Here is a 22,510-nt window from a genome sequence, read left to right as displayed (position 1 = left end):
CCTGATTTTTTTAATGCCAGCTCCAACACGCTTACGCCGTGCAAGTCAGGTTCGGTCCATTTGCGCCAATACGCATAGACGTTCTGCCACTTGGGAAAGTCAGGCGGTAGATAGCGCCACTGACAACCTGTGCGTAGAACATAGAGCACTGCGCAGATCACTTCATACAGATCCAGCTGTACCGGTTTGGTGTTACGCCGTACGCCACGTAGTAGCGGCTCTATCTGGGCAAACTTTTCTCGACTAATGTCGCTTGGGTAGGATTTTCTCTTCACCAGCCCATTATCGCTCACAAAAAGATCGTAAACAGGTTCTAAGAGGCTGTTCATAATCTGCTGCGCTTCGTGAAGCGTTGCACGGTGAGTACGGCTTCGAAATGCTCATATACCACTCGTACACTCCGCTTTCTCAGCCGCAACGCCTTGTCTCGTTCTAGCGCGAAATCGTAAACCGGCTCTAAACCAACGGCGGCGCGGCGGCCTCCACGCGTCTCGCCAGGCGGGGGCGGCGTCCTTGGGCTTGACCTTTGGTCATGGTTAGATAGAATCCTCTATCTTTTAGGCGTTCGCTTCCGTTCGCCTTTCTCAGCCACGCGCCTCCTCTCAACGGAAACACGCCAGCCAAGCCATACCGCAAACCGCCACGCCTCCCGTGGCCAGATACTTTGTCAGGAAATAAGATGCGTATCCACGCCCTTCTGCTGCCGTTAGCCCTTTACAGTGCGGCAGTTACCGCGGATTCATTCTCCCCCTCTCACCCGGCTTTTACCCAAATCAACAAGGCCATGACGGATAGTTTTCGCATGCAGCAACAACTGATGCGGATGCCAACCCCACCCGATATGTTCAAGAGGGAGAATAAAGAAGCACCGCCGCCTCAGGGCGAGGCGGAGAAGGTTGATCGCCGGCACGCGGAATCAGTGATAACGCCGCAACAGCAGCCTCGCCCTGATGAGCAGAGCGATTAAAACAGGAGCGGAGTAAGCCCTGTCCCGCTTGGCGGCTTCGCCACCGGCAGCCCCGGACTGAAGCCGCGCCAAACGGGCTATTACAACGGGGAGATCTCACGGACCTCATGCTGAAACACATAAGGATCGGACAGCAGCTCAAACTGCTCATCGTCCGGATAAGTGACGGCGACATGGTAGTTGTCGCCGGCAAACGCCTTGACCGCCTCCAGGTCCACCCAATTAAGAGCGGCTAACAAAAATCAGTTTCACGGCTGAGGCAAGGCGCGCCAACGCAGGCAGTACTTGAGTACGGCAAGTCGGCGCAACGCAGCATCAGGAGTTTTGTTAGCCGCTCTCAAAGTGGCCAAAAAGAAATGCATCCACTCCCTCTGCACTTCCTGGCGGACAAAAGCGCCTAAATTGCCCTTGATGCTTCTGGAGTGCTGGACGCCAGTCCGTTCCAGATGCCCGGCAAACCACGCCTCACGTCCCAGGCATGCGCATCAACGCGCATGCCTGCGCTTTGCCATGCTTTAACGGCAGGTACATGGAGAGCGTTATGCGCTCGCCGGTCGCAACGCTCGGCAATGCCAATCCCATCACGCACCTGCCAAATTCTCTAGCGGATAGGCAGCTTGTTAAGCTTGTTTCATCGCAGGAGTAACGGCATGCCGCAATCTCTCTTCCCTGGCCGACGGCGCTACCGCACCCCGATCCTCGAAGCTCAGGAAGTCCTACTGCCCTTCGTCAGCCGCCTTCCCGGACGCACCTACCCGCACTACTGGCAAATGCCGCCCGCGCCGCCCACCGCAGCCGAGGCCCACGCCTACGGCTGGGAATGCGCCGCACGTACTGCAATGGTTCAAGGACAACCCGGCCTACGTGGGCCTGGGCCTGCTCAGCCGCATCGCTCGCGATATCGACTTCAGCCTAAGCGAGCAGCGCGGCTACTGGCTGGGCTTCTTCAATCATCTGGAGTTGCTGCTCTCGCTCAGCGCGCGGCGGATGAATGTCTACGCCTACACCGACCATCAACACCAGATGATGGACGCGCAGGTGGAGCGCTCCTTGCTGGAGCGACGGGTGTTGAAGAAGAGTAAGTAAAGGGAGGCCCCCGGCGAAAGCCGGGGGTTTGACGTTATGGGGGGTGGTTTGGCGGCTAAAACAGACGGCCGAACAACCGATGCAAAATGGCCGCTTTTCTATTGGAAGCAGCCACAAATGTCTCTAGTAAACTAGGGGCGATTCAGTTCACCCCATGCGCACTGCCGACATTGGCAGCAGGTTTCCCGTTGATGCTATTGAATTTCTGGACAAAACCATCGATACCCCGAACAAGGCGAATTGGCCGCCATCAACGGATCTTGCAGGATATCTCTAGGCAATACACAGTACTCAGCCGGCTATCAACGACGACTGGCGTTACAAGCGTCTCTTGACGCTTGTGTGCGCACACATTGCACAGTGATCGGGTATCGGCTTTGTGACTATTTATGCCAAAGAGGTACAATTACAAACATGATGGCATAACCAGATCAGAGCAAGGGGCAGGCAATGGATGTCAATGTTGAGTTCTACCATGAGAATGCGGTCTACCGGAGTTGGGCTGATGGTAAGTTGAACTTTGCGGTCAAGAGTAATTTCAACGACTTCACTGGATTTCGAAAACCGCAGCGGGCAGCCGCATTTGCAGTATTCTCTCACCTCGATTCTGATCCAGCAGTCCCAGCAACAGTGGTCATGCCAACAGGTACCGGGAAAACAGACACTATCTTTTCGATCGTGATTGCGGGCCTCTTTCCCCGAACTTTGCTGATAGTCCCCTCCGATGCGCTGCGCTCACAGATAGGCCACCGTTTTGCCACGTTAGAGCGACTTCGAGCGATAAATGCGATTACTCCAGATATTCTTTCTCCGATTGTTCATCGTATCGATGGTCGTGACGCCGCGATGAACCTAGATTCAATCGTTGGAGCTAATGTAACAATCGCGACGCCTGCTGCACTCGCACAGTTGAATGATGATGAACTGAAATATTTCACGACTAACTACACGCACCTGATCTTTGACGAGGCACATCACGAAGCAGCAGTAACTTGGGGCCGAATTAGTAAAGCATTTTCACCAAAGCCAACAGTGTGTTTCACCGCCACACCTTTCCGGCTAGACCAACAGCGTCTCAACGGCAAGATCATCTTCAACTACTCTTTGAGTTGTCAACGACAGTCGAAATCTGACCCACTTTACCGGTAAATCGACAGTTCAAATCTGACCCACCTGGGGTTCATTGAGCAGCCTGTTTCCGCACTGCTCCCGCTTTTCTCTTGTCCTTCAGTCGATAGCTTTCGCCGGTCATGCTCACGATGTGTGCGTGGTGCAGCAGCCGGTCGAGCATGGCGGCCGTCAGCGTGGCATCGTCGGCAAAGGTGTTGGCCCACTGGCTGAACGGCAGGTTCGACGACAGGATCATCGAGCCTTTCTCATAGCGCTTGGCCACCACCTGGAAGAACAGGTTGGCTTCATCCCGGCCAAAGGGCAGGTAGCCGATTTCATCCACGATCAACAGACTTGGCCCCATGACCGAACGGTTGAAGTAGTCTTTCAGTCGCCCTTGTCGTTGCGCCGTACCCAGTTGCAGCATCAGGTCAGCCGCCGTGATGAACTTCACCTTCAGGCCGGCTTGGGTCGTTCTGATGCCGACGGCGGTGGCCAGGTGTGTTTTGCCGATGCCGCTGGGGCCGATCAACACGATGTTCTCGGCGCGCTCTATAAATGCCAGGCTGGCCAGTTCCTGGATCTGCGATTTCGGCACGCCACTGGCGAAACCAAAGTCGTATTCCTCCAAGGTCTTGATCGCCGGGAATCCCGCCATGCGCAACAACACCTCACGCGTTCTTTCTTGGCGCAGCCTTGTCTCTCGATCCAACAGGCGCTCCAGGAAGTCGCTATAGGGCAATTCTTCCCGCGCGGCCTCTTGCGCCAACGCCGGGTACTGGCTGGCCACCGATTCCAGTTTCAGTAATCGGCAAAGATGCTCGATACGTTCCTGTTGCAGATTCATGCTGCCACCTCCAGCAACTCGGCGTAGACCGACAGCGGGTGCTGGATCGACTCGAACGGTACTGCACGCATCGCTGTCACCTGGGGGCTGACGGCATAGGGTAAGGCTTGCAATAAGGGGCGCTCACGCTGCCAACGATCAATCGGCCGCTCCGCCAAAGTGGCGTGCTGCCGGACATTAGCCACCTCGGCCAACCAGCGCTGCACTTCCCGGTTGGCGGTGTCAGCGTCCACCAGCAAACCAGCGCCCTTCAGGCAACTGGCCAGCGGGTTATAGAAGCTCTCGCGCAAATAGCGATTGAAGCTTTCGACCTTACCCTTGGTCTTGGCGCGATACGGACGGCACAACCTGGGAACGAAGCCCAACTCATCCGCCAAGGCCAACAGGCCGGCATGGTAGCGATGCTGTCCTGCGCCGTAGGCGTCCCACTCCAGCACGACCGTCTTCATGTTGTCGAACAGCACCTCCTGCGGCACCCCGTGGAAGTAATCACACGCGGCCTGCAAGCAGGCGCGTACCGACTCAAAGCCCTCGCTGGTGACAAAGCGCACGAACGACATGCGGCTATAACCCAGCGTGGCCACGAAGGCCGACAGCGGCGACCGTCCGCGACGAAACACCACAAAATCCGCCTGCATCTGCCGCCCAGGTTCGGTTTCGAAACGAACCGCCGGGCCTTCCTCTTGAGGGCGCTGCGGCCGCAATGGCGAGTAGAACTGCTTGAGCAGCGTCAGGCCGCCTTCATAGCCCTGCGCCTGGATTTCCCGCAATAAGACCGTCGCGGGCAGCCATAACGGATGAGCCTGCTGAATGCGGTCTTGCAGATAGGGCTTGAACGGGTCGAGCTTGCTATCGCGTGGTGGTCGCACCTTGTACTTGTGACTGTTCTCCATCCGCAGATGGCGTCTGACGGTGTTGCGCGATACGCCGAGCAAACGGGCAATCTCCCGAATGCTCTTACCCTGGCGGATCAAAACCTTGATTTCCACTACGTGCTCCTGGGTCAACATAACGGCGGCGCAAAGCCACCACGTTACCCCAGGTGGGTCAGTTTTCGGTTGTCGTGGTGGGTCAGTTTTACACTGTCGCTAACAAGTCAAGCACAACGAGACAATTACTTCCAAAGAATCGACTTTTTCCCTGTCCGAGAATATGTGACTAGTGAAATCGACCGAACGATCACCTCCAAGGCAATCGAACTGCTGACAGCAGACATCGAGGCAGGCTTCAACCATATCCTTATGGCGCGATGTGCCACGATTACAAAGGCAAACAGGATCTTTCAGCTCTATGCCGAACTAGGTGCTGAGTTTGAAGCAGTACGTAATACAGGTCTGGATTTGTAACGCAACTCTTGTGGTGACGCCTGTTCTTGCATACCGCGCTGAGGACTGGCCGCGTTAGCGGCATTGGCCTCGATACTCCCAGGCCATGGAGAGCCAGCCCTGATGCCGTTCCCTGCAGACAATATCGCCTTTGAAAAAGCTCAGGTCTTGGCGCAAGGGGACGTGGATGACAAGCTCTTCCTTGCCGTGAGGAGCAATGGATTTGGTCTGCAGGACAAAACTTGCGCTCTTGCCTGACGTGACCTGAACATCCTGCACAATGAATTTTTCGGTAGTGAATGGCGCATGGTCGAATACACCGTTGAGAACGACAGCAGTCAATGTGGCATACGCAAAAATGATGAGTGTGAAGAAGTAATTTTTACTGCGTCCTTGCTTGTTCTTTATTGAAACCAACTGAGATAGCGCAAAAGAGATTGCCGCCAATAGAGTCCATATTGGCGTGTGCTCTCCGGGAAGTAACGGCGAAAAATAGCGGTACTCACTGGATGCTGAAAACAAGAGCAGGCATAGAATAGCAATTGAAAACAACAACATAATGGTGCAATCAACCTTAACAGCACAGCCTCTTTTGTCCAACAGGGATACGCCGAAAAATTTTGCACACGTTGCCGGCAGAAGAATAGCAGCGCCCCCGACACAGATAGTGATGGCCGAGTACAGGGCGGGATACAAGGGATATATACACAGCAGAGTCAACACAAAAAGCGCAATCAATATAGCCAAGTTAATGGCCTTGATTACTCGCAACGTTTTCCTTCTCGCTACTGGGGTAGCACCATAGTCGGCATTGGTTTCAATCAAATTTTTGATAGCTCTCTCATCATTAAGCTTGAGATTGACGTGTTGCTTGAGAAAGTCATGAAGCGCGTATTTTTCCACATATTCATATGGCCATGAAAAAAGATAAACACCCTCATCATTCCCATAGAAAATTATGCGATCTTCTTGCTTCACCCTTTCGACTCTATACCCACAGATATCAGCAGTTTTTATCGTCTTTTCGAACAAGACACTCTTAATAATTATCTCATTTTCTTTAACAATCGTTTTTTCAAACACAAGCACATCAATGATGTATATTTCAAGCATGGGCAGGAGGATATAGGCCGCAACCTTGATGACCGTTTCAGCATCACTGGCCCAAGCAAGCAAGAAGATGAATACCGAGATGGAGAGGATGAACAAAACAAACTTTACACGCTTGGGAAGAGTAATGATTTTTTCGAAGTCCGACTGATTGTCCATGCGTGAGGCTCTGCGGCATTGGAATGATAAAGATATATTGTGACGCAGCACGCTAAGCCAGCCAAGTAGGAGGGGGCGGCGTCGTAGACTGCATACCCGCCTACTCTGCCGTTAGCCCCGCCCCTGCCCCTTCACTCCCCCCGCCAAAGCCACCCCAACATCTCCTGCCACTGCTCCCGATACACCGGATTGCTTGCGCCTTCACCATGCCCAGGGTTGTTGGCGTTAGGGCGGCGTATCGGCTTGTTCAGCGCGAACTGGTGTCCACCCGCAACGGAACTCTCGCCAAACGACTCCCCCTTCTTCACTGCTCCTCCCTCACCCAAGAACCTGTCCAAAGCCTGAGAGGAGTGGCCCGTGCCCCTGTAGCCGCTACTTCGCTCACATGTCGCGGAGGGCCATGCCCCTAGCTTCATGTAGATTAATTTTCCTATTTCGGAATTTATTTGATACACAAATTCCGAAAATGGAAAAATATCTTTGACTCAAGAACATGACAGATTTAATCTGAACTCAGATCATCTCGTGGCGTGACCGGCATGCCGGCGCCTGACAACCAAAAAGGAAACCGAAGTGGCAGATGAATACAAGCTTGATGAGTTGGACCTGGCCATCGTGGAAGCGCTCGGCGACAACGGCCGGCTCTCCCCCTCCGAGATTGCGACAAGGATCGGAGACATCTCAGAACGGACCGTCCGCTCCCGCCTCGCCGCCATGATCGAAAACAAGCTGATCTATGTAGGCGCCATGCCGGACCCCTCGGCCGTTGGCGCCAGCGTGCTGGCCGACGTCACCATCGATGTCGAGCCCGGCAAGGTATCCGAGGTGGCCAACCGGCTGGTGGACTTTGAGTGCATCAACTATGTGGCGATCACCTCCGGCGGCCAAGCCATCGCCATGGCCATGTCGGCCGCCACCAACCTGGAATTGCTCGAGTTCGTCGACACGGTGATCGGGAAAATCCCAGGCGTACGCGCCACCAACGTAGTCATCCTGCTTTCCATCCTCAAAACCTTTGGCTGGAAGACCAAGTCCGCCGAGAAACTGCGGGCCAAGCTGCAAAACCAACAATAAGCGTATCGCAACGATCAATACGGCATCGGCATAGAGGAAGTGTAATGTACAGAATCGGTATCGACGTCGGCGGCACCAATACGGACGCCGTCGTGCTCAAGGGCCAGCAGGTGGTGGAAAGCGTCAAGCTTCCCACTACCGAAGATGTCATCACCGGGGTCACCAGCGCCCTGGCGGTTGTGATGGCGAAGGGCGCTATCACGGCGAACAACGTGTCCGCCGTGATGATAGGCACCACTCATTTCCTGAATGCCTTGATTGAAGGCAATGGGCTGAACAAGGTGGCGGTGCTGCGCTTGTGCGGCAAGGCCACCGCTTCCCTGCCGCCGATGGTGGATTGGCCGCCGGCGCTGCGCGAGCAAGTCTCCGGCTATGTGTCCGCATTGCCCGGCGGCGCGGAATATGACGGCGCGCCCATCGCCGAGCTGGACGTGGCCAAGCTGAAGGCAGTCTGCCGCGATATCAAAGAACTTGGCCTGACTTCCATTGCGATCTGTTCCGTGTTTGCCCCGGTCAAGGCCGACGATGAAGAACGGGCGCGCGACATCGTGATGTCCGAAATTCCCGGAGCCAGGGTCTCTCTGTCCCATGAGGTGGGCCGGCTTGGCTTGCTGGCGCGGGAAAGCGCCTGCATCCTCAACGCCAGCTTGCACCAGCTAGGCAAGAAAACCTTATCGGCGCTGTCCCAAGCCCTCGCGAGGCTGGAGCTCAACTGTCCGCTCTACCTGACTCAGAACGACGGGACCTTGATGAGCGCGGCCTATGCCGAGCGTTTCCCCATCTTCACGCTCGCCTCCGGCCCAACCAATTCCATGCGCGGCGCGGCGTTTTTGTCCGGGCTGAAAAACGCCATTGTGATCGATATCGGCGGAACCACTTCGGACATCGGCCTGCTTGTCGAGGGTTTTCCCCGGGAACGAGTACAAGGCGCGGAAATTGCCGGCGTGCGGACCAATTTCAAAATGCCGGATGTTTTGTCCGTTGGCCTTGGCGGCGGTTCCATCGTCAATAGCGCTGGAAGCAACCTCTCCATCGGCCCGGTCTCGGTGGGTTACCGGCTCAAGCAAGAAGCCAGGATATTCGGCGGCGACACCCTCACCGCCACCGATATCGCAGTCGCGCACGGGATGCTGGTTCTGGGCAACCCCGCCATGCTGGGCGATCTCTCTCCCGCGCTGGTCGACCGCGCCGTCGACCGGATGCAAGACATGCTTTCCGCCGGCATCGAACGGATGAAGCCCGGCAAGCAGGATATCCCGGTCATTCTCACTGGCGGCGGCTCCGTGCTGGTCAAAGGCGAGCTCATCGGCAACTGCCGGGTGATTCGCCCTCCTCATTACGCGTCGGCCAATGCCGTTGGGGCGGCAATCGCTCAAATCTCCGGCGAAGTGGACAGGATCTTTTCCGTGGGGCGAGACCAACGCGCCGCGGCTCTGGAGACGGCCAAAACCGAGGCCCGGCAGAAAGCCGTCGCCGCCGGGGCCAACCCCGACACGGTAGACATCGTGGAGGTGGACGAAACCCCTCTGGCCTACCTGCCGAACAATGCAACACGCATCCGCGTAAAAGCCATCGGAGATTTGCTGGCATGAAAAACTGGATTCTGAACGAACAAGACCTGGATTACATCGCCCTGGGAGCCGCCGTCTTGGGCACTGGCGGCGGCGGCAACTCCTATCTTGGCAAATTGCGCGCGCGCGAACAATTGCGCGCCGGCCGAACCATCGAGGTGATGTCGCCGGACGCGCTGAATGACGAGGACGCCATTATCTGTGTCGCCGGCATTGGGGCGCCAACGGTGGGCTTCGAAAAAATCGAAGAAGGGCAAGAATGCCTGCGTGCTTTCCGGGCGGTGGAGAGCGAGTCCAATATCCAGGCCCGAGCCTTGATGACCGACGAAATAGGCGGGTCCAATTGCTTTGAACCGATGATTGTCGCCGCGCTCACCGGCCTGCCGGTTGTCGACGCCGACGGGATGGGCCGCGCTTTCCCTGAGATGCAGATGAGCACGCTTGCCATCGCCGGCTGTCCGGTTTCTCCCTTTGCGCTGTCGGACGACAAAGGCAATGTCGTGGTATTCCGCCATGTCATTTCCTTCCACTGGCTGGAAAAACTGGCGCGTGCCAGCACAACGGCGATGGGCTGTTCCGCCGGGTTCGCGCTAGCGCCGATGACCGGGCTGGAAATCAAAAACCACGGCGTCCATCACACCATCAGCCAGGCCTGGAGTTTGGGCAAACAAATCAGCGACGCGCGCGACAACAAAATAGACCCCATCAGCGCGCTGCTCGCGGAAAACAATGGTCGCCTGCTCTTCAAAGGCAAGATTTCGGACGTTAGCCGCGCCACCAGCAATGGCTTTGCTCGCGGCCAAGTTGAGCTGGACGGTCTGGATGGTCATTCCGGATTGAGCATGGTGATCGACTTCCAGAACGAAAACCTGATCGCCCGCGTCAACGGCGAGGTCGTGGCCACCGTGCCTGATCTCATTTGCGTGTTGGACTCCGAATCCGGCCAACCGATAGCAACCGAGGAAATTCGTTTCGGCCTCCGGGTATCGGTCATCGTCCTGCCCGCCTCGCCGCTCTTGCGCACTCCGCAGGCGCTGGACGTCGTTGGCCCGAAAGCGTTCGGCTACGACATGGACTACAAGCCGGCGGCGGACTACATCAAACCGTTGCGGCGCCATGCCAACCCCAGTCAGCCGGAACGGATTGCCGGCTAACCCCAGGCATACATACGGCTTAGCTTTGATCCAATACTGCAGGGAGCATCCAAATGAAGCAATCCGCATCTCGTTTGACCGCCGGTTGGGTTTGCGCCGGTTTGCTGTCCTCTCTTCTGGCCATGAGCAACAGCGCCAGGGCTGGGGACGACAACACGCTTAACGTCTACAACTTCTCGATGAATATCGGCCGCGACACCGTACGCAAATTCGAGAAGGAAACCGGCATCAAGGTCCGCTACGACATTTACGACACCGACGATACGCTGCTGACCAAGCTGATGGTTGGCCACTCTAATTACGACGTGGTCTTTCCCAGCAGCAGTTACTTTATCAAAGAGGTGGGAGCCGGACTATTTGCCAAGCTTGACCAGAAGAAGATTCCCAACGCCAAGAATATAGATCCGCAGATCAGCAAGGCCTTGATGAATGTTGACCCCAAAGCCAGCTACGCAGTGCCTTATATCTACGGCGTGACCGGTGTGGCCTACAACGCCACGGAAGTCCGGAAACGCCTTGGCAGCGAGGCGCCGGTGGACAGCTGGGACCTGGTTTTCGACCCCAAGTGGGTAGCCAAGCTGAAGGGCTGTGGGGTCTCCCTGGTGGACAACGGGGCGGAGACGGCAGCCGACGTCTTGCTCAAACTCCGCCTGAACCCCAACTCCAAATCGCCGGCCGACTATAAGGCAGCGTTTACGCATTTGAAGAAGGTCCGCCCTTACGTCACTCAATTCAACGCGACCACTTATATCGACGAAATGGCCAACGGCAACTTATGCGTTTCCACCGCGTTCTCGGGCGACGTATTAACCGCCAAGCTACGCGCAAAGGAAGCCGGGCACCCCACCGATCTGAAGTTTGTGATCCCCAAGGAAGGCGCCCCCTTATGGATTACCTTGATGGCCATTCCGGCCGACGCGCCGCATATGGACAACGCCCTGAAGTTCATCAACTTCCTGCTGCGCCCGGATATTGCGGCGGAAATCACCTCTGAAATCAAATTCCCAAGCGCCGTGAAGGCGGTGCGAAACCTTGTCTCGCCCGATATCGCCAATGACACGATGATTTACCCCTCGGACGCGGACCGCAGCCGTCTGATCCTCGAACAGGATGTTCCCCCGGCGATCACTCGCCTGATCAACCGGGAATTCACCGAACTCAAAGCCGGACGCTAACCGGCGCTCCCTGAATATTTCAAGAACAACGCCCCCGCTGTCAGGCGGAGGGTGCGGGGAAGTCATGTCCTTAGAACCTGTTTACGATCGTAAACAGGCTCTAAGACCAATAAGCGCAAAGGAGATGGAGATGGAGAAAGAGATGAAGACGCTGCTGGGGGCTGCGCTGATTGCAGCTTTGCCCCCGGTCGCCTTGGCCGCCTCGGCCAGCGACAGCGATGCGGCGGCGCGGCTGGAAGCCCTGCAGCATAAGGTCGAGGCTTTGGAGAATGCGCTCAAGAACGCCGGTATCACGCCTTCCGGCGAATCCGCGCGGGCGGACGAGAGCGAAGAGATCAAGCAGCGCCTGAACAAACAGGAATTGATGCTGCAGTCGCTCACCGATGCCGCTAGCACCGGCCCCATCGCCGGCCTGTCGGTCACCGGTTATCTGGACCCGGTCTACCTCTATAACGCCAATGCGAAAGACAGCGGCTTCCGCTTCCTGGACCACAGCAACAATTACAGCTACTACAACAGCTCAATCGGCGACGTATACCTGGACATCAAGAAAATTTTCGGCACCGGCCCCACCGCGCCCTTCGCCGAGATCCAGATCATGCCCAACCGCGGCGCCGGCAACGTCACCCTGGACGGCGCGTCCGGAGGCGGGCTATTCAACGCCGCACAAATCACCTTGCCACTGAGCAACACCCAGCAAATCATCGCCGGCCTGATGCCCAGCGTGTCCGGCTACGAATCTCAGCAGTCCAACATCTTGCCCACGCTAAGCCATAACCTGCTCTACGATTTCAGCGTGCCGGGCTATTTTGTCGGCCTGGGCTATACCGGTTCGACCGACAGCGGCGATTACACCTGGAAAGTGCTGCTCGGCAATGAGCAGAATCGCACCCACCCCCACTTGGCGGAAAATGCCGACGGCGGAGCGCAAAGCAACCGGACGCCAACGCTGACATGGCGGATCGACAAGGTAAAAGGCCTCTGGGACTGGGGCTGGTCCGCGGCGCTAGGGAGGCAATCGGTCTACTCCGGCAATGCGCAGAGCAGTTGCCCCGCCGGCCGCTACGGCTTGAACTGCCTGAGCGACAAACCGTTCACGCCCTATATGTTCACCGAGTTGGACGCCGCCTACGTGGCCGCCGATTTCACATTCAACGCTGAGCTGGACTTCGGCCGTCAAAAATCCGCGGCCTGGAACGGCGGGGACGCAAGCTGGTGGGGAGCCTCGCTGCTGGCCGTGCGCAAGTGGAGCTTCGCACCGCTTGGCCTGCTTGGGTCCGCTCTGCGCTGGGACTACCTGGATACCGGTCGCAACGGAGGCGGCGCCGGCACCACCTATACCGGCGGCACGGCGCTGAGTGGGATGCAGGCCTCCGCCGGCACCGATGGCGTCAACGGCTTCGGCATTGCCCCGGCCTGTTTGGCCGCTTCCAACAACGGCGGGCTGGATTGCCGCGGCGCCAGACGCCAGGACGTGGCGCTGGACTTCATGCTCTACCCCACCTCGCAACTCACCGTAAAGTTCGAATATCGACACGACTGGGCGGATCAGGCGGTGTTCCAGAGAAGCGACGGCAGCTGGAGCAAAAGCAACAACCTGATCGGCAGCAGCCTCATCTACACCTTTTGATCCGTGAGCGCCCCCGCGCATGCTTGCCCTGCATCCCCCGGATGCAGGGATTTTTTTCCCCACCGGTTTGCAACGATGAATGTTAACAGCCCCTGCGTCCGCTTCAGGAAGACGCAAAGGGGCGGGCTGTACCTTTAGACCCGATAACAAAACCCCTGATCCCGCGTTGCGCCTCCTTGTCGTACCACTTGTACTGCCAGCGTCGGCGCGCCTTGGCTCAGGTTCTCTGCGAGGTTTTGTTAGCGGCTCTTATTTCTATTAAAGAGAGGAGAAAAGATCATGACCATGCCCATGAGTCATCGAGAGAAGGAAGCCATCCAGGCATCGAAGGCGGATTTCGTTCAAATCATCGACGTCGTAAAGAAGTTCGGCGACGCGACTGCGGTCAATCATGTCAACCTCAGCGTGGCCAAAAACGAGCTCTTCGCTCTGCTGGGCAGTTCGGGCTGCGGCAAATCGACGCTGTTGCGCATGCTGGCCGGCTTCGAACAGCCCACCTCCGGCCGCGTGCTGATCGATGGCGACGACTTGGCAAAAATCCCGCCTTACCGGCGCCCGGTCAACATGATGTTTCAGTCCTACGCCCTGTTCCCGCACATGTCGGTGGAAGGCAACGTCGCCTTCGGCCTCAAGCAGGAAGGCCTGCCCAAAAACGAGATCCGCGACCGCGTAGACGCCGTGCTCGAACTGGTGCAGATGCGCAAGTTCGCCAAGCGCAAGCCGCACCAGTTGTCAGGCGGCCAGCAACAGCGCGTGGCCCTGGCACGCTCGCTGGTCAAGCGCCCGAAACTGCTGCTGTTGGACGAACCCATGTCCGCGCTGGACAAGCAAATCCGCCAAGCCACCCAGATGGAGCTGGTCAATATCTTGGATAAGGTGGACGTCACCTGCGTGATGGTGACGCACGATCAAGAAGAAGCCATGACCATGGCCAACCGCCTGGCGGTGATGAGCGAAGGCGCGATCATCCAGATCGGCACCCCGCATGAGGTGTACGAATACCCAAACAGCCGCTTTACCGCCGAATTCATCGGCTCCACCAACCTGTTCAACGGCAAGGTGGTGGAAGATGAAGTCGACCACGTGTTTATCGAGGCCACGGACCTCAAAACCCGGCTGTTCGTCAGCCACGGCATCACCGGCCCGCTTGGCATGGACGTGAGCGTATCGGTGCGCCCGGAACGCATCAACGTCACCCGCGCCAAGCCGGAGCAGCAATGCAACTGGGCGCGGGGCACGGTTTCCAACCTGGCCTACATGGGCAGCTACACGCTGTTCCACGTCACCCTGGAAAACGGCAAGGTGGTGATCGCCAACGTGCCGAGCCTGGCCCTGATACGGGACGACGCTCCGTCCTACGATGACGAAGTGTTCGTCAGCTGGGCCGAAACCAGCGCCTTGGTGCTGACCAAATGAAAAAGCCGACCCAACGCTGGCGGCCTTCGGGCCGCACCGGGGTGATCGCCATCCCCTTTGTGTTTCTGACGCTGTTCTTTCTGGTTCCGTTCATGCTGGTGCTCTGCATCAGCTTCGCCCAGCAGCGGATTGGCGTGCCGCCGTACACCTCGCTGTTTGAGATGCAGGACAACATCTTGCAGATCCAGCTCAACCTGGACCACTACGTGTTCATGTTGCACGACGATCTGTACCTGGCCACTTACCTGTCATCGGTCAAGATGGCGGCGGCGTCCACCCTGCTCTGCCTGCTGATTGGCTACCCGATGGCCTATTACATGGCGCGGGCGGACGCGAGCATGCGCAACACTCTGATGATGATGGTGATGCTGCCGTTCTGGACGTCCTACCTGGTCCGCGTGTACGCGTGGATCGGCATCCTGAAAAACGACGGCTTCCTCAACAACTTCCTGATGTGGCTGGGCGTGATCCATGAGCCGCTGCGCCTCTACCACACCAACTGGGCGGTCTACATTGGCATGGTGTTCTCCTACCTGCCGTTCATGATCATGCCGCTGTACGCCCACTTGGTGAAGATGGATCTGCTCCAGCTGGAAGCGGCTTACGATCTGGGCGCCAAGCCGTGGAAGGCCTTCGTCCAAGTGACCTTGCCGCTGTCCAAGAACGGCATCATCGCCGGCAGCCTTTTGGTCTTTATTCCGGCGGTGGGCGAGTACGTGATTCCGGAACTGCTGGGCGGCTCCGACACGCTGATGATAGGCCGCGTGATGTGGGGCGAATTCTTCAACAATATGGATTGGCCGATGGCGGCGACGGTGACCTGCGCGATGGTGCTGCTCTTGCTGGTGCCGATGGCCTTGTTCCAGCACTACCAGCTGAAAGAGATGGAAGGGGATCAACCATGATCAAGCCGAGCAAACCGCTGTCGTATACCGTGCTTGGACTGGGTTACGCCTTCCTGTACCTGCCCATCGCGCTGCTGGTGATCTACTCGTTCAACGAATCCAAGCTGGTCACCATCTGGTCCGGCTTCTCCACCAAGTGGTACGCCGCGCTGCTGGACGACGAAGAACTGCTGAGATCTGCCTGGCTGAGCTTGAAGATCGCCCTGCTGGCCGCCAGTTCTTCTGTGGTGATCGGCACCGTGGCCGGCTATGTGCTGGCTCGCTTCGGCCGCTTCCGCCTGTTTCCATTGTTCGCCGGCATGATCAGCGCGCCGCTGGTGATGCCGGAGGTGATCATCGGCATCTCTATCCTGCTGTTGTTCGTCAATCTGGAGAACTGGGTGGGCTGGCCGCAAGGCCGAGGGCTGACCACCATCTGGATCGGTCACACTGTGCTGTGCGTGTCCTACGTCGCGATCATCGTGCAGTCCCGAGTGCGGGAGCTGAGCCTGTCGCTGGAAGAGGTGGCGATGGGCTTGGGCGCCACTCCGTTCAAGACCTTCTTCGTCATCACCCTGCCGCTGATCTCTCAAGCGCTGGTGTCCGGCTGGTTACTGTCATTTACCTTGTCGCTGGATGATCTGATCACGTCGGCGTTTTTGTCCGGGCCCGGTTCGACTACCCTGCCGATGGTGATCTTCTCACGCGTGCGCCTCGGCCTGAATCCGGAAATGAACGCGCTGGCTACGGTCTTCATCACACTAGTGACCGTGGGCGTGGTGGCAGCCAATCAGCTGATGAGGGCACAGGAACGCCGCCGCGCCAAAGAAATGCGCATGGCTTTTGCACAAGATTGACAACGTACTCGGTCAATCAAGCAGGCGAGGATGGCGCTCTAAACAACATGGCTTTCTTATGCGGCCAGCCCCGCCTGCCCCCTATCTCTATCCCCGCTTAAGCTCTTCCAACATCTCCTGCCACAGTTCCCGATACACCGGATTGCTGGCGCCTTCGCCATGTCCAGGATTGTCGGCATTGGGGCGGCGTATTGGTTTGTTCAGCGCGAACTGGTGGTCCGCCGGGATGCGCATGGCGTTGTAGGAGAGGCGGATGACTGGAGCAAAGTTTTCCTGCACGTGATAGGTGCCGAACAACCTGTCCGGCGGCGTGGCGCCGGGGGCCGCATACCAGGAGGCGATGCGGTTGTTGGCGCGCATGTCCCAGCCGCCGGAAAAATCGATCACGCCTCTGACGGCCACGCGCTTGGCTATATAGGCGGCCATGCCGCCGCCTTGGGACTGCCCGGACAGCACGATTTTGCTCCAGTCTATGGCTTGCTTGTCCAGATACTGTTCCCAACGGCCTTTGGGATCGGTTTTGGACAGATAACGCAGCAGAGCGGCCAGTCTATGGACAATGGCGTCCTTGGGCTTGTCTTTGATCAGCGAGGTGGTGTTTTCTCCAAAGGCGCGCTTCTGACGCAATTGCTCCGCGCAGTCTGGATTAGCCGCCAACACCGGCCGGGTACAGACCTGAGAGACAGCCGGCGTATCGATATAGGACAGGATGATGAAGCGGTAGCCCTGGGCCAGCGCGGTGTCGATGAAGGCTTGCTCGTTTGTCGCCGTTCGCGTGGTTTCGCCGCCGGTTCCAGGCAGGAAGACCAGCAGCGGCTCGCGCCCGCCCTTCTCCGCCGAAAAAACGATGTGCGGCCCGCTATCCGCCACAATCCCGCCATCGGTGTCCGCGGGGAGAATATCCTTGCGGACGGCGTCCGCCCATGCCGCCGAGACGGTACTGAGCAGCAACGCAGCAGCTGCTGCTTTGCCACCCCATTTGATCCAGACTGTCATTGCATTCCTCGCATATTAATAAGTGGATTGAATTGCCCCGACGGCCTGGGCTTGCATGAGCCCTTGGCTAGTTTTTTCAAAACCTGTTTACGATCTGCCGCGCGTCAGCGGGATGCATAGAAAGGGGCGTTGAAAACTGCTTCGAACTGCTCACGTATCATGTAATACACTCCGCTTTCTCAGCCGCTTCCGCCTTGTCTCGCTCTAGATTGCGAGACCGTAAACACGTTCTACGACTCTACTCGCCATACCCTGCGCGTAAAAGCGCGGCATGGCCGGTTTGCGCCAAGAGTTTGTTTACGATTGTTTCCATGAACAAATTTAAGGTTTCGCGAGCCAGGGTGAAGTAAGGCGAAAGCCTTTGAGCACGGGGAATGCACAGGCGCCTGGCGACGAATCAGGGGCTTAATCAAGACCTCAGGCGCACATCCCAGGGCACATCCCGCACGCTGAGTATCCTGCAGGCGCTGGCGTCGGGATGGAGGGGATTGAGCAGGTAGTTGTGGGCATTGGGGACCACCGCGCTGGGCACTTGCAGCGCGGCGGAAGCCTGGCGTTGCAACCAATGGCGGCCCAGGCTCTGGGTGAGCGCGGGTTGCAAGGTCCAGTCAGCAGGCAAGCTGGCCTGGTCCAGCGCTTGCGCCAGGCGGTCCGGCAGCTCCACTTGAAGCAGGGTGAAGGTGGCCGGCAGGCTGGCCACCTCCAGATGCACCAGCGCTTCCAGCATGGCGCTGGCCGGGTGATCCGCCAGGTAGACGATGGGCTGGCCGGCGGGGTGCCAACGCCCGGGCCAGCGCAACCCGCCCAGCCCGTTGAGGTCGGCGTAGCGGCTGATGCGCCAGACAATCACGCGGCGTAGCCTTCGTTGGCTTGGGCGATCAACTGTTCCACCAGCCGCGCGCCGGGCTCGGTATGGGCCATGTCCAGCGGCGATTTGCCCTCAAAACGATGCAGCGGCTTGCGTAGCCATTGGGCGGCGGCGTCCTTGTCGCCGAACAGCTCTTCCGCCAACAACAGCAGCTTGGCCACGCGCACGCCCCGTTCGGACTCCTCGGTGTTCAGCGTCTGTCCCTTCTTGATGCGATGGGACAGGGTGCGCGGCGGGATGACGAACTCCAGTTCGCCGCGGCTGAGGCCGGCGTCCACCAGGCGTTCCAGCATGCCGGTGTCCACGCCCAGTTCCACCACTTTGGCCACATCGAAATCGTTGCGTATTTCCTGCCCCACCAACACGCTGAGTTCCTGCAACAGATTGTGTTCCACCATGGGCGGGACCGGTGTTTCCGGTACGAAGACTTGCAGCGCTCTCATGGCCCCTCCTTGATTTGGCAATTTGCCAATTAATTATCAGCATTTTGCCGAAGCAAGACAAGGAGCGCCGCGAGCGGCGACGATTAACCGCTCAGCCTTGCAAAAAAGTCGCGGTAGAGCTCAGGTTCACTGACTTGCTTGCTGCGGGAGTCGCCATTGCTGTCCCAAATGGTGCGCTGGAACCGGGCTCTCAACCAGACACCCTGTCCGCCGACGGCCGGCCGCAGGGTAATCAGCGCTTCCAGGGTTTGGTGGTCCGGTTTGCCGGGCAGGCCCATTTTCATTTTCAGCAGGCCGCGCAGAACTTCCCGACTGGTGCTGACCAGCTTTTCATGGCGCTCTGCGCGCAACAGGGAAAAGTCCGCGTCTTCCTCCAGCCGGCCGTAGCCCATCGCCGCCAGCGCCTTGCCGCCGGCGCGCAGCGCTTGCGCCACGGTAACGCCGCGCCAGTAGAAGTCGCGGGCCTGGTGATAAGAGGCGGTTCCGGCGGCGTCCAACTCCACGCGCACCTGGGTGGAACTGTAACGCAGCAGGCGGCCTCCTTCGCCCACCACTTGCTCGTTGTCCGCGGCGCACGCCGCGCCGCTCAGACTCAGCGCAGCCAACACAATGCCAGCCATCGCATGACGTCGGCTGGCCACAAGCGGGCCGCCGGCTTGGTTCAGTCCTTGCCTTGAGCGCAACGACTGATGCGGAAAGGATGTCTTCATCTCGTCAGTATTGTTTTGACATTTGAAAACTCTAACACAGACATTATGGCGTTTACATTGCCAAAGGCATGAAAACAACTCATGCCAGCTCCTTTGCCTGGCCTTGGAACTCCCCCTGAGCCGCCCGCTTGGGCATACACCCTATATTGCCGCTTTGCGATGCAAAAATAACCATTAGGACTATCACGCGACGTGAATTATGATTGCGCCTATTCAATGAAGACGCACGCTTCCACTTCGTCACGAGGAGAGGCGCTGGCATTGAAACACTCCGTCGTTCCGGCCTGTGGGCCCATTCCTGATATTCCAGAGTCCCGGCCCCAGCTGGAGTCCATGCCAGCACGAAGCGCTGCGCCTTCACACCTTGACGCAATCGCCAGTTCACAGGCGTTTGCTATGAAAAAGACGAATACCGGCACCAATGGGGGGGCATTATGTTAAGTCAATTCACTATCGGGCAGCGCATCGCCGCGCTGGCAGGCAGCTTGCTGTTTGCAGTGGCTTTGGTGGGGGGGTCCGGCTGGTGGTCGCTGAACCAGATGGACGGCGAGCTGACCTCGCTGTTTGACCAGAAAATCGCGTTCCGCTACCAGATGAACGCCATGCAAAGCAGCATGCTGCACATCCGCCAGGATGAGAAGAACATCTTCATCAGCATCGGCAACCCGGACAACTCGGACCAAAGCATCCAGACCAACAAACAATTGCTGGACAAGCACATCGCCGAGTTCAAGAATCAGGCCGGCGCCGCCAAGTCCATGGCGATGGCGGCGGATCACCAAAAAACCTTCGACAGCATGCTGGCCGGCATCTCCGGCTATGAGCAAGGCATGAACGGGTTGTACCAGAAGATCGCCAGCGGCGAAATCAACCGGGCCAATGTGGGCGACGCCGGCATCACGCCGTTCAAGCCCAAGCTCTATGAGGCGCGCGACGCGCTCAACAGCCTGAGCAAGCTGGCCGACGACTCGGCGCAATCCGCCGAGGACGCGCTGGCGGTCAGCATGAAAAACACCCGCAATATGATGCTGACCATCCTGGGCCTCGCCCTGGTGGTGGGCGTCGCCCTGGCCTTCGCCATCGTCCGCTCCATCACCCGCCCCTTGCAAGCCATGCAGCAGACTATGCGCCATGCGGCGGAGAAAAACGACCTGACGGTGTCGGTGGATCAGACCGGCCGCGACGAAGTCAGCGAAACCGGCCGCGCGCTGGCGCAGCTGCTGGGCAATCTGCGCGCCTTCCTGCAGCAGACCCGCGAGGACGCCAAGCAGGTGAACGACACCGCCCACGCGCTGTCCGGCGTATCCAAGCGCATCGCGGAGGCGTCCCAGGTGCAAACCGACGCGTCTTCGTCCACCGCCGCCGCGGTGGAGGAGATGACGGTGAGCATCAATCTGGTGGCCGAGCATGCGGTGGAAATGGCCGGCGAAGCCAAGAGCAGCATGAACGAAGCGGTGAGCGGCAGCGAGGTGGCCGGCCAGGCCGCGCAGCAGATGTCCGAGATCGCCAGCGTGATCAGCCGCTCCGAAACCATCATCATTGGCCTGAACCAGCGCTCCGATGAGATCGGCAACATCGTGGACGTGATTCACGACATCGCGGAACAGACCAATCTGCTGGCCTTGAACGCGGCGATTGAAGCTGCGCGCGCAGGCGAAACCGGCCGCGGCTTCGCGGTGGTGGCGGACGAGGTGCGCAAGCTGGCGGAACGCACCGCGCAAGCCACCGGCGAAATCTCCGAGAAAATCAAGGCAGTGCAAGGCGACACCACCACCGCGGTAGCCAGCATGCGCGAAGCCACCGAGCGGGTGGAAGCCGGCGTGGCGCTGAGCGACACCTTGTCCGAACGCCTGGCGCAGATCCGCATGCTGTCCACGCGCCTGCTGGAGAAAACCAGCGAGATCGCCGAGGCGATGCGCGAACAGAGCACGGCCAGCAACGACGCCGCCAAGAACGTGGAGCGCATCGCCAATATGGGCACGGAAAACGGCTTGTCGGTGGAGGAGTCCTCCGCCATGGCGCAGCAGCTGTCCGGCCTGGCGCATGGACTGGATGCGGCCATTAACCGCTTCCGCGCGGATTGAGATAAAAAGCGTCAGAACTTGTTCAAGGTCTAGCTTCTCAAGCGTGAGGGCGCGTCCGGCTTGGTCCGGCCGCGTCCTCATGCCACAATCCGGGTTTTCGCCCGCCCTCTTCCCTACATGTCCGTCCTCGAGCCGCTGTACGCGCCGTTCGTCTCTTCCCCCGCCGTGCTGCTATGGCCGGCGCTGTTCCTGCTGCTGAGCCGGCAACTGCGCCTACGCGCCTGGTTCTGGCCTTATGTGGCGCTGTCGCTGCCGGGCACGGCCTTGCACGAGCTCTGCCATTTTCTGGTGGGCTGGCTGCTGCGGGCGCGACCCAGCCGCTTCAGCGTGTGGCCCCGCCGCAACGGCCGGCAGCTGACGCTGGGCCAGGTGGGTTTCACCCGGCTGACGTGGTGGAACGCGCTGCCCATCGGCATCGCGCCCTTGCTGTTGCTGCCGCTGGGCTGGGGCCTGCTGGCGCTGGCGGCCCGCTGGCCGTGGCTGAGCCCGGCGGCGGCCGGCCTGGGCTTTCTGGCGGCGCAGTGCTGGGACGGCTGCCTGCCCAGCAGCACGGATTTGAGCCACGCCGGACACTCGGCGCTGGCTTACGGCGCGCTGGCCTGTGCCCTGTTTGGCGCTTACGCGCTGCTGCATTACGGTTTCCGCGCACTGGCCGGACAATAAAAAAACCGCCGGTTTCCCGGCGGTTTCGTATCCAAGGCGCGCCGACTCTCAAGCCGGCGCCATTCCCACCCAACCCTGCGGAATCGACTCCAACAGCTTCCGGGTATAGCTCTCACGCGGCTCGCGGTAGATCTGGTCCGCGTCCGCCTGCTCCACCACTTCCCCCTTGTTCATCACCATCACTTGGTCCGAGATGTGTTTCACCACCGCCAGGTCGTGCGAGATGAACAGATAGGACAGGCCGTATTCGTCCTGCAGGTCTTGCAGCAGGTTCAGCACTTGCGCCTGCACCGACACATCCAGCGCCGACACCGATTCGTCGCAGATCAGCACTTCCGGTTTCAAGGTCAGGCAGCGCGCGATGGCGATGCGCTGGCGCTG

At 58.7% G+C, this 22,510-nt stretch carries 23 protein-coding genes and 1 pseudogene; 14 read left to right on the top strand and 10 right to left on the bottom strand.

The genetic code is table 11. The features are described from left to right. A partial coding sequence (locus BR71_RS23805) for a transposase (protein WP_156039052.1) occupies positions 1-329 on the bottom strand: 329 nt, incomplete at its 3' end. 350 nt (positions 330-679) lie between these two features. Here BR71_RS23805 and BR71_RS19085 point away from each other — a divergent pair. Then, positions 680-967, top strand: coding sequence for a hypothetical protein (locus tag BR71_RS19085; RefSeq protein ID WP_043641269.1), 288 nt, complete (start codon positions 680-682; stop codon positions 965-967). An 80-nt stretch (positions 968-1,047) separates the two neighbouring features. Here BR71_RS19085 and BR71_RS23800 read toward each other — a convergent pair whose 3' ends face one another. Continuing rightward, on the bottom strand, positions 1,048-1,206 hold the full coding sequence (locus BR71_RS23800; RefSeq protein WP_081862744.1) for an antibiotic biosynthesis monooxygenase: 159 nt from the start codon (positions 1,204-1,206) through the stop codon (positions 1,048-1,050). 625 nt (positions 1,207-1,831) lie between these two features. Here BR71_RS23800 and BR71_RS19075 point away from each other — a divergent pair. Both BR71_RS19075 and BR71_RS23795 read left to right on the top strand, forming a co-directional pair. Beyond that, positions 1,832-2,053, top strand: coding sequence for a hypothetical protein (locus tag BR71_RS19075; RefSeq protein ID WP_043641267.1), 222 nt, complete (start codon positions 1,832-1,834; stop codon positions 2,051-2,053). A gap of 450 nt (positions 2,054-2,503) precedes the next feature. Continuing rightward, entirely contained in the window at positions 2,504-3,202 is a 699-nt protein-coding gene (locus BR71_RS23795) for a DEAD/DEAH box helicase family protein (RefSeq protein WP_081862743.1), read from the top strand. A 31-nt stretch (positions 3,203-3,233) separates the two neighbouring features. Here the strand turns inward: BR71_RS23795 and istB are convergent, their stop codons facing one another. Together istB and istA are read right to left on the bottom strand one after the other, a co-directional pair. After that, complete coding sequence (gene istB / locus BR71_RS19070) at positions 3,234-4,010, bottom strand: IS21-like element helper ATPase IstB (protein WP_043641265.1); 777 nt, start codon at positions 4,008-4,010, stop codon at positions 3,234-3,236. After that, entirely contained in the window at positions 4,007-5,020 is a 1,014-nt protein-coding gene (gene istA, locus BR71_RS19065) for an IS21 family transposase (RefSeq protein WP_043641264.1), read from the bottom strand. Before istA ends, istB begins: the two co-directional genes overlap by 4 nt. Before the next feature lie 144 nt (positions 5,021-5,164). Between istA and BR71_RS24350 the strand changes: the two genes are divergently transcribed. Further along, positions 5,165-5,356, top strand: coding sequence for a hypothetical protein (locus BR71_RS24350; protein ID WP_156039051.1), 192 nt, complete (start codon positions 5,165-5,167; stop codon positions 5,354-5,356). Positions 5,357-5,410: 54 nt separating this feature from the next. On the opposite strand, the gene BR71_RS19060 is transcribed toward BR71_RS24350, so the two are convergent. Continuing rightward, positions 5,411-6,604, bottom strand: a complete 1,194-nt coding sequence (locus BR71_RS19060) for a hypothetical protein (protein WP_043641262.1) — start codon at positions 6,602-6,604, stop codon at positions 5,411-5,413. 573 nt (positions 6,605-7,177) lie between these two features. On the opposite strand from BR71_RS19060, the gene BR71_RS19050 reads away from it, so the two are divergent. From BR71_RS19050 to BR71_RS19015, 8 genes are all read left to right on the top strand, one after another. Further along, positions 7,178-7,678, top strand: a complete 501-nt coding sequence (locus tag BR71_RS19050; protein WP_043641259.1) for an Lrp/AsnC family transcriptional regulator — start codon at positions 7,178-7,180, stop codon at positions 7,676-7,678. A 44-nt stretch (positions 7,679-7,722) separates the two neighbouring features. Beyond that, positions 7,723-9,270 (top strand): hydantoinase/oxoprolinase N-terminal domain-containing protein, encoded by a 1,548-nt coding sequence (locus BR71_RS19045; protein ID WP_043641256.1) that lies wholly within the window; start codon positions 7,723-7,725, stop codon positions 9,268-9,270. Continuing rightward, complete coding sequence (locus BR71_RS19040) at positions 9,267-10,403, top strand: DUF917 domain-containing protein (protein WP_081862741.1); 1,137 nt, start codon at positions 9,267-9,269, stop codon at positions 10,401-10,403. Before BR71_RS19045 ends, BR71_RS19040 begins: the two co-directional genes overlap by 4 nt. Positions 10,404-10,456: 53 nt before the next feature. Then, positions 10,457-11,578: an extracellular solute-binding protein gene (locus BR71_RS19035; protein ID WP_052370851.1), complete on the top strand. Its 1,122-nt coding sequence runs from the start codon at positions 10,457-10,459 to the stop codon at positions 11,576-11,578. A gap of 130 nt (positions 11,579-11,708) precedes the next feature. Next, complete coding sequence (locus tag BR71_RS19030) at positions 11,709-13,208, top strand: DUF3138 family protein (protein WP_043641253.1); 1,500 nt, start codon at positions 11,709-11,711, stop codon at positions 13,206-13,208. 285 nt (positions 13,209-13,493) lie between these two features. Continuing rightward, positions 13,494-14,624 (top strand): ABC transporter ATP-binding protein, encoded by a 1,131-nt coding sequence (locus tag BR71_RS19025; protein ID WP_244269664.1) that lies wholly within the window; start codon positions 13,494-13,496, stop codon positions 14,622-14,624. Beyond that, positions 14,621-15,529 carry an ABC transporter permease subunit gene (locus BR71_RS19020; protein ID WP_043641243.1) on the top strand — a complete coding sequence of 303 codons (909 nt, stop codon included), beginning with the start codon at positions 14,621-14,623 and terminating at the stop codon, positions 15,527-15,529. Before BR71_RS19025 ends, BR71_RS19020 begins: the two co-directional genes overlap by 4 nt. Then, entirely contained in the window at positions 15,526-16,365 is an 840-nt protein-coding gene (locus tag BR71_RS19015; RefSeq protein WP_043641241.1) for an ABC transporter permease subunit, read from the top strand. The genes BR71_RS19020 and BR71_RS19015 overlap by 4 nt, the downstream gene beginning before the upstream one ends. Positions 16,366-16,452: 87 nt before the next feature. On the opposite strand, the gene BR71_RS19010 is transcribed toward BR71_RS19015, so the two are convergent. From BR71_RS19010 to BR71_RS18995, 4 genes are all read right to left on the bottom strand, one after another. After that, a complete protein-coding gene (locus BR71_RS19010) occupies positions 16,453-17,361 on the bottom strand; it encodes a BPSS1187 family protein (RefSeq protein WP_208854906.1) in 909 nt (302 codons plus the stop codon). A gap of 409 nt (positions 17,362-17,770) precedes the next feature. Next, the gene (locus BR71_RS19005; protein WP_043641238.1) at positions 17,771-18,211 is read right to left on the bottom strand and encodes an RES family NAD+ phosphorylase; all 441 of its coding nucleotides are present in this window, start codon (positions 18,209-18,211) and stop codon (positions 17,771-17,773) included. Beyond that, complete coding sequence (gene parS, locus BR71_RS19000) at positions 18,208-18,672, bottom strand: type II RES/Xre toxin-antitoxin system antitoxin (RefSeq protein WP_081556325.1); 465 nt, start codon at positions 18,670-18,672, stop codon at positions 18,208-18,210. The genes BR71_RS19005 and parS overlap by 4 nt, the downstream gene beginning before the upstream one ends. A gap of 83 nt (positions 18,673-18,755) precedes the next feature. Beyond that, positions 18,756-19,313 (bottom strand): hypothetical protein, encoded by a 558-nt coding sequence (locus BR71_RS18995; protein WP_156039050.1) that lies wholly within the window; start codon positions 19,311-19,313, stop codon positions 18,756-18,758. Positions 19,314-19,816: 503 nt separating this feature from the next. Here BR71_RS18995 and BR71_RS23115 point away from each other — a divergent pair. Then, the gene (locus tag BR71_RS23115; RefSeq protein WP_052370845.1) at positions 19,817-21,466 is read left to right on the top strand and encodes a methyl-accepting chemotaxis protein; all 1,650 of its coding nucleotides are present in this window, start codon (positions 19,817-19,819) and stop codon (positions 21,464-21,466) included. A 117-nt stretch (positions 21,467-21,583) separates the two neighbouring features. Next, a complete protein-coding gene (locus BR71_RS18985; RefSeq protein WP_052370843.1) occupies positions 21,584-22,129 on the top strand; it encodes a hypothetical protein in 546 nt (181 codons plus the stop codon). 48 nt (positions 22,130-22,177) lie between these two features. Here the strand turns inward: BR71_RS18985 and BR71_RS18980 are convergent. Next, positions 22,178-22,510 (bottom strand): annotated as a pseudogene (locus BR71_RS18980) (ABC transporter ATP-binding protein); the annotation flags it as partial.

This window comes from Chromobacterium haemolyticum DSM 19808, from assembly GCF_000711885.1.
Classification (GTDB): domain Bacteria; phylum Pseudomonadota; class Gammaproteobacteria; order Burkholderiales; family Chromobacteriaceae; genus Chromobacterium; species Chromobacterium haemolyticum.
Note: the sequence above shows the minus strand (reverse complement) of the source record. Positions and strands in the feature narration are given on the sequence as shown.

What these genes read in the sequence shown, in the direction of transcription:
- BR71_RS19085 (WP_043641269.1), top strand. Translation starts at nt 680, where the DNA reads ATGCGTATCCACGCCCTTCTGCTGCCGTTAGCCCTTTACAGTGCGGCA.
- BR71_RS23795 (WP_081862743.1), top strand. Translation starts at nt 2,504, where the DNA reads ATGGATGTCAATGTTGAGTTCTACCATGAGAATGCGGTCTACCGGAGT.
- istB (WP_043641265.1), bottom strand. Translation starts at nt 4,010, where the DNA reads ATGAATCTGCAACAGGAACGTATCGAGCATCTTTGCCGATTACTGAAA.
- istA (WP_043641264.1), bottom strand. Translation starts at nt 5,020, where the DNA reads ATGTTGACCCAGGAGCACGTAGTGGAAATCAAGGTTTTGATCCGCCAG.
- BR71_RS19060 (WP_043641262.1), bottom strand. Translation starts at nt 6,604, where the DNA reads ATGGACAATCAGTCGGACTTCGAAAAAATCATTACTCTTCCCAAGCGT.
- BR71_RS19045 (WP_043641256.1), top strand. Translation starts at nt 7,723, where the DNA reads ATGTACAGAATCGGTATCGACGTCGGCGGCACCAATACGGACGCCGTC.
- BR71_RS19040 (WP_081862741.1), top strand. Translation starts at nt 9,267, where the DNA reads ATGAAAAACTGGATTCTGAACGAACAAGACCTGGATTACATCGCCCTG.
- BR71_RS19035 (WP_052370851.1), top strand. Translation starts at nt 10,457, where the DNA reads ATGAAGCAATCCGCATCTCGTTTGACCGCCGGTTGGGTTTGCGCCGGT.
- BR71_RS19030 (WP_043641253.1), top strand. Translation starts at nt 11,709, where the DNA reads ATGGAGAAAGAGATGAAGACGCTGCTGGGGGCTGCGCTGATTGCAGCT.
- BR71_RS19025 (WP_244269664.1), top strand. Translation starts at nt 13,494, where the DNA reads ATGCCCATGAGTCATCGAGAGAAGGAAGCCATCCAGGCATCGAAGGCG.
- BR71_RS19020 (WP_043641243.1), top strand. Translation starts at nt 14,621, where the DNA reads ATGAAAAAGCCGACCCAACGCTGGCGGCCTTCGGGCCGCACCGGGGTG.
- BR71_RS19015 (WP_043641241.1), top strand. Translation starts at nt 15,526, where the DNA reads ATGATCAAGCCGAGCAAACCGCTGTCGTATACCGTGCTTGGACTGGGT.
- BR71_RS19010 (WP_208854906.1), bottom strand. Translation starts at nt 17,361, where the DNA reads ATGACAGTCTGGATCAAATGGGGTGGCAAAGCAGCAGCTGCTGCGTTG.
- parS (WP_081556325.1), bottom strand. Translation starts at nt 18,672, where the DNA reads ATGAGAGCGCTGCAAGTCTTCGTACCGGAAACACCGGTCCCGCCCATG.
- BR71_RS23115 (WP_052370845.1), top strand. Translation starts at nt 19,817, where the DNA reads ATGTTAAGTCAATTCACTATCGGGCAGCGCATCGCCGCGCTGGCAGGC.
- BR71_RS18985 (WP_052370843.1), top strand. Translation starts at nt 21,584, where the DNA reads ATGTCCGTCCTCGAGCCGCTGTACGCGCCGTTCGTCTCTTCCCCCGCC.